5 protein-coding genes and 3 pseudogenes are annotated in these 4,968 nt (G+C 35.1%); 5 read left to right on the top strand and 3 right to left on the bottom strand.

Translation table 11 applies throughout. From position 1 onward, the window contains the following. The coding region (locus tag ACFIKE_RS08215; RefSeq protein ID WP_375649199.1) for a biotin transporter BioY at positions 1–327 on the top strand (327 nt) is incomplete at its 5' end. 21 nt (positions 328–348) lie between these two features. Here the strand turns inward: ACFIKE_RS08215 and ACFIKE_RS08210 are convergent. Further along, positions 349–527: pseudogene (locus ACFIKE_RS08210) on the bottom strand (single-stranded DNA-binding protein); the annotation flags it as partial. 538 nt (positions 528–1,065) lie between these two features. On the opposite strand from ACFIKE_RS08210, the gene ACFIKE_RS08205 reads away from it, so the two are divergent. The 3 genes from ACFIKE_RS08205 to ACFIKE_RS08195 all read left to right on the top strand — a co-directional run bounded on the left by ACFIKE_RS08205 (position 1,066) and on the right by ACFIKE_RS08195 (position 2,340). After that, positions 1,066–1,245: a hypothetical protein gene (locus ACFIKE_RS08205; protein ID WP_273790436.1), complete on the top strand. Its 180-nt coding sequence runs from the start codon at positions 1,066–1,068 to the stop codon at positions 1,243–1,245. Between the two features lie 238 nt (positions 1,246–1,483). Then, positions 1,484–1,981: a hypothetical protein gene (locus ACFIKE_RS08200; RefSeq protein WP_375649197.1), complete on the top strand. Its 498-nt coding sequence runs from the start codon at positions 1,484–1,486 to the stop codon at positions 1,979–1,981. A gap of 38 nt (positions 1,982–2,019) precedes the next feature. Further along, on the top strand, positions 2,020–2,340 hold the full coding sequence (locus ACFIKE_RS08195) for a hypothetical protein (protein ID WP_375649195.1): 321 nt from the start codon (positions 2,020–2,022) through the stop codon (positions 2,338–2,340). Here the strand turns inward: ACFIKE_RS08195 and ACFIKE_RS08190 are convergent. Both ACFIKE_RS08190 and ACFIKE_RS08185 read right to left on the bottom strand, forming a co-directional pair. Continuing rightward, positions 2,324–2,863 (bottom strand): annotated as a pseudogene (locus tag ACFIKE_RS08190) (hypothetical protein). The gene ACFIKE_RS08195 and the pseudogene ACFIKE_RS08190 sit on opposite strands and share 17 nt — an antisense overlap. 575 nt (positions 2,864–3,438) lie before the next feature. Further along, positions 3,439–3,810, bottom strand: a complete 372-nt coding sequence (locus tag ACFIKE_RS08185) for a hypothetical protein (protein ID WP_375649192.1) — start codon at positions 3,808–3,810, stop codon at positions 3,439–3,441. Positions 3,811–3,899: 89 nt separating this feature from the next. Here ACFIKE_RS08185 and ACFIKE_RS08180 point away from each other — a divergent pair. Next, a pseudogene (locus ACFIKE_RS08180) lies at positions 3,900–4,968 on the top strand (DUF637 domain-containing protein); the annotation flags it as partial.

Raw genomic sequence — 4,968 nt, 5'->3', positions numbered from 1 at the left:
GTTTTTTCAGGAGTTACGAGTGGTTATCTGATTAGTTTTCCATTTGCTGCATTTTTTATTGGCTTTATGGTAGAATTATTTTGGCAGCGGTTAAATTTTATAATATTATTTGTGATAAATACTGTGGGTGGCATTGGGATAGTCTATTCTTTTGGAATACCATGGGTAGCGTATATGACACAGGTTCCTTTGCTGACAGTTTTAATAAGTTCATTAGGTTTTTTGGTTAGTGGTTTCTTGAAAGTGCTGATTGCATCCTTTGTAGCGTTGACCATTAAAAAAACCGTTCCTCTCATTCATTCGGAAAAAGGGGCAATTTTGTACTGAAGAACAAGTTTTGCCAAATGTATGTAGATTAAAAAGAATCACGGAATACCATTCTGTTTTGTCTACTTTTTATTGGTATTTTTATCTGTATAGCTCTCAAAGGTAGCCATACGAAAGTTGAATATTTCGGCACCCAAATTCATTTTTTTGCTTTCAGGAGCAGCCCCTAAATAGCCAATTAATATCATTTTATTCAACAGGCTTGTAAGTTTTATTCGATTTGCATATTATATGCATAAAGCCTTAGAATAATTTATTATTTTTTTAATATTTTTAGTTAATTAATCACTAATTTTAAAAGTATTAAATTATATTAATTGTACAAAAACATGGATAATTCAGTGTTTATCTAAAACTCTTGATGTATATAATGCCCTTATAAATGTGTTAATATAAGTAAATGTGTTAATATAAGGTATAAAAATAAGATTTGAATGGGCTGAAGCTAAAAAAATAATCTTAGAAAGCACCGTGTAAGTTTTGAAATAGTCGCATGTGTTTTTTCGGACCCATTCTCCATAGCTAAACAAGAACGTATTGAAAACGGAGAGTATGGTTAACAAGTTTTAGGGCTCATGGATGGTTTTTTATTATTATTCGTAGCGCATACTGTCCATGACGATAAAGATGGCATAGAGGTAATCCGTATTATTTCAGCACGGCGAGCCAACTTGAAAAAAAGGAAACGTTATAAAGAAGAAAGTTCGTTATGAAATTGAGGTAGGTAACTTATCAGCTTTGACAGATGAACAGAGAGTTGAAATTGATAAATTGGCTGTAATGTCAGATAGTGCAATTGATCATAGAGATATTCCGTCACTCAATGATGTGTTCTGGAAAAATGCCGTTCGCAATCCATTCTATAAACCACCCAAAACTGTCACAACAGTGCGTGTGGATTCAGACGTTCCAGCGTGACTTTAAAAGTCAAGGGAAGGGGGAGCCCATATTCTAAAAATCTAAGCAGCTTTCACTGCAGAGTTCTCTAAAATTCGTATTGCTTTTGCAATTAAAATTGTATAGCTTCGATCTTTAACTAACTAATTCTAAACAATACAATATATTTTGGATACACCACCTTCTCGTGGACACTAAGATAACTTGGGAAGCACCTGCCATCTGATAAGACTATAGACATTGTGATTATGTTAACTTTATGAATACCATTAACTTTCTTTCTTATAAATATAAAATAGATCCAGCCTCGGAATTAGTCAATATAAATGGTGGTGATAAATTTTTAGAGGAAGGAACATACCGTTTTAACCGTGATAATCAATGTGTTACCTTAATAATTGAAAAGTTTTCTGTGAACTCGAAGATCTGCTATTGGATTTATGTTTTAACGGGAGAAAATAGTCCTTATAACCCCGAAGTGATTGATTCTGAAAATGACTTTCAGAATATTCCTAACCCACGTCCTAGAAAATATGTTGAACAGAATAAGCAATATTTTGGAATTTTGATTCCTATAGAGTTTACTCTTTTTTCTTCAAATAAAGAGTTAAAAAAATTCTTGCAGCTACACTACAAAAAATCTTTTCCCCCGAAAACGATTGATATCTCACCTGATATTGTTGGTAAGGAAGAGTTCGAAAAAAAATTGCTTTTAATTAAAGAAATAAAACTGAAATATACACAACCAAAAAATTAGATTTTTTTGCAATGCAATCAGAAGACAACTTGCTAAAGATGGCTAAACTTTTGTTGGGTGAATTTCCCACGGATGATTATTCTGAAATGGAACTTGACTTGGGTATCAAATTTAAAGAAAAAAATAATTTAAAGAATTATTTTTTGAATCTTTTTAAAAAATATAAATTAAATCCAGCATTTAAAAACATAAGTTTTGTTGGAAAGACACATAATAATTTTGATATAATCTTTAATACTGAAACTTTTCAACATAAATTTGCTATTAAAACAATTAAAAATGATAATGGTATGTATAATGAAGGTCATATAAAAGAAAAATTAAAGCATGAAATCGTAAGTTTTACTGTATCTCTTTAATAGAGCACTGTAGCGTGTAAATAGATATATTTATTAAACTGCGTGTACGCAACATAAGGAAGAATACACAGACTAAAAAAAAGTACCAAATTATAATATTTGAATATCCAAGAGCAATATCTAAGTACCAAAGTACGGTATCCAATGAAAAAGAAAACTTGTGCTCCACGTACTTAGAAACGACAGGCAAAGAAACAGTTTCTTTATAACTACTTGGAAAAATTAAAACGACAAGCGCTAAAATTATTAACTTTAGGAGACTGTGCATATACTGATGTAACTCACATGTTAATCTCTTCCAACCTGTTGTATTGCCGCATTTATATTATGGGTTGTTTTGCAACTCAGAAGGGATATTGGAATTGCATAAAATTGCAAAAACAGTTGTTACGATCACCAAAGAAATAGACGCGAATGTCAAAATACCCTGAATAAAGTCAAGATTTTTTCTTATTCCTAAAAAACATACAAATATAAAAATTATAACGCCAAACAAGGCTTTTCTCTTCTTATCTGTAAACATATTTATTTCCTGTGAAAAAATTATGATCTCAATTTCTTAAATTATTTTCTGATATAAAAACACAAACTACCTTTTAGTCTTTTTAGCATTTGCTTTTCTTTTAATAGCAATGTCTGCTATTGCATCCAGTTGCTTTTAATATTTTAGTTAACCTAGTCTATGATTTATCTATAGTTGATGATAGCTTTAAACACAGAGCTCCATAATCCCAAACTCTTGCTTGCATTTTGATACCCAAATCCACCTTTCAAAAAAGCCCATGGCACTGGCAACCATTTCATAAAGATTAAAGAAAAGCTCTGTTATTTCAAAAGTACACGAAAGGGAATCATAACTGCCGCAACATTTTTTGCGCTGATGCTGGCTACTCATGTTTTAAAAAACAAATATTTTGAAATTCGCGTATCCTAAAATCCTTAATTTGTATTAATGGATTTATTTACTTTATAAATTTGATACTATAGAGTCATTTTGGCTTCTGGAAATATATTGTACATTAAAAAAACTTTTTAATCACTCTTTAAATGCATATCCAATCCAAAAATGATCAGCACTTTTCACTATTTTGCTATTTTTTAGAAATCTATTTTAAACTCTCCTATCATTATTTCATGAGGAGTTTTGGCTCGTGAAAGAAGATCTTTTTCAGTCTCTTCACAATACTTAGAAAAATCTGTTGCTCTTGGAATGATTTTTTTAGATATGCTTTCTACGTTGCTCTGCAAAATGCGTTTTAAGGACTCTTTCAAAATCAATAAGGAAATATCTTTGAGTTCAGTTTGATAAGCTTGAGAAGAGGTATCATAGTCCATATATTTTCGCATGTGGAAGCTATCACAAGAGAACAAGCGAAAAGTATTAGAGATATCATCATTTGAAGCTTTTACAGCAATAAACCTGTGACGCCATAGGTAAGCCTTAAGTGCATTTTCTTTGTTTCCCCACATAAGTTTTTCTTCATTCGGTTTTTGTTTTTAATTTTCCATACGACACACGGCTATTTCAGGCTATTACTTTGGGTTGATTAAGATTTGTAAGGAAAGTTGATTGGCTAGTAGTTAAGGCTGAATTTAAAGACTGGGATTATAAAGCCCAAGGATTGACAGAAGCCGGTGCGGCTATCGTGGCATTGGCTGTCAACGGGGGCGCGGTTACGGGCGGAGCAGCCTCGGGCGCTGTCAGTGCCATTACCGGTGCTTTGGGGCTTGGCTCGAGCACCGCCATGAATGCGGCGATACAGGCAGGTGTCCAAGCACTGATTAACAAAAGCGCTGTGGCTCTTGTCAATAATCGCGGCAATATTGCCGGCGCCTTGCATGAGTTAGGTTCTTCCAAGAATATTCTCAGCATTGTCTCATCGATGTTAACAGCAGGCTTAACCAGCCAACTAACGGAAATGGTTGGTGTTGGACAATCTTTGCCTAAAACGGCTCCTTTTGTCGATCGCATTGCCCTTGAAGCGAAAAAGAACTTGATTAAAGCAGCTATTGGCACAGGCGTGCAGACGGCTCTTGAGGGTGGCTCTCTTGAACTTTTTTAACAATCTGCGCATCGCTCTGTCTGATACGGTTGGCAAATCGTTGGCAGAAGAAATCGGTACCGCCAAGGCAGAAGGCAAAATAGATACGGTCACACAGATCGTTGCCCACGCCGGTCTTGGCTGTTTAAAAGGCGCGGTTGCGAGCGGTGCTTGCACGGCCGGTGCTGTGGGGGGTGCTGTGGGTGAAGCCACTGCTATGCTCCAGTTTAAACTGTCGACCAAAAATTTTATACAAAAAGAAATAGCAGCATTGGATGGTCGTGTTCCAACGGCAGAAGAACAAGCGCGTATCAATGCAAAGATTGAAGCACAGTTTTCTGATTTTAATGATCATGCCATTGATATCGCGCGCATAGCGGGGGGCTTTGCTGCTGCCCTTGCTGGTGGTGATGTCAATACTGGCGCTGATGCCGCAGGTAATGCTGCCGAAAATAATTTTCTTCCTGCGGTAGCAGCTGCTGTAGCGTTCATTGTGTCGCTTACGCCACAAGAGTTGGCAGCTCTGTCTCTTTTTATGGCTGGTGGAGCAACTATTGTTCAATCTCCTAACAATAGAACCGCTATA

Source organism: Bartonella sp. MU70NMGDW, assembly GCF_042194085.1.
Classification (GTDB): Bacteria; Pseudomonadota; Alphaproteobacteria; order Rhizobiales; family Rhizobiaceae; genus Bartonella; species Bartonella grahamii.
The sequence above is the reverse complement of the archived record's forward strand: the minus strand, read 5'-3'. Positions and strand labels throughout refer to the sequence as shown.

Bases quoted from the DNA above. Each gene is read 5' to 3' on its own strand.
- ACFIKE_RS08195 (WP_375649195.1), top strand. From the start codon at position 2,020: ATGGCTAAACTTTTGTTGGGTGAATTTCCCACGGATGATTATTCTGAA.
- ACFIKE_RS08200 (WP_375649197.1), top strand. From the start codon at position 1,484: ATGAATACCATTAACTTTCTTTCTTATAAATATAAAATAGATCCAGCC.
- ACFIKE_RS08185 (WP_375649192.1), bottom strand. From the start codon at position 3,810: ATGTGGGGAAACAAAGAAAATGCACTTAAGGCTTACCTATGGCGTCAC.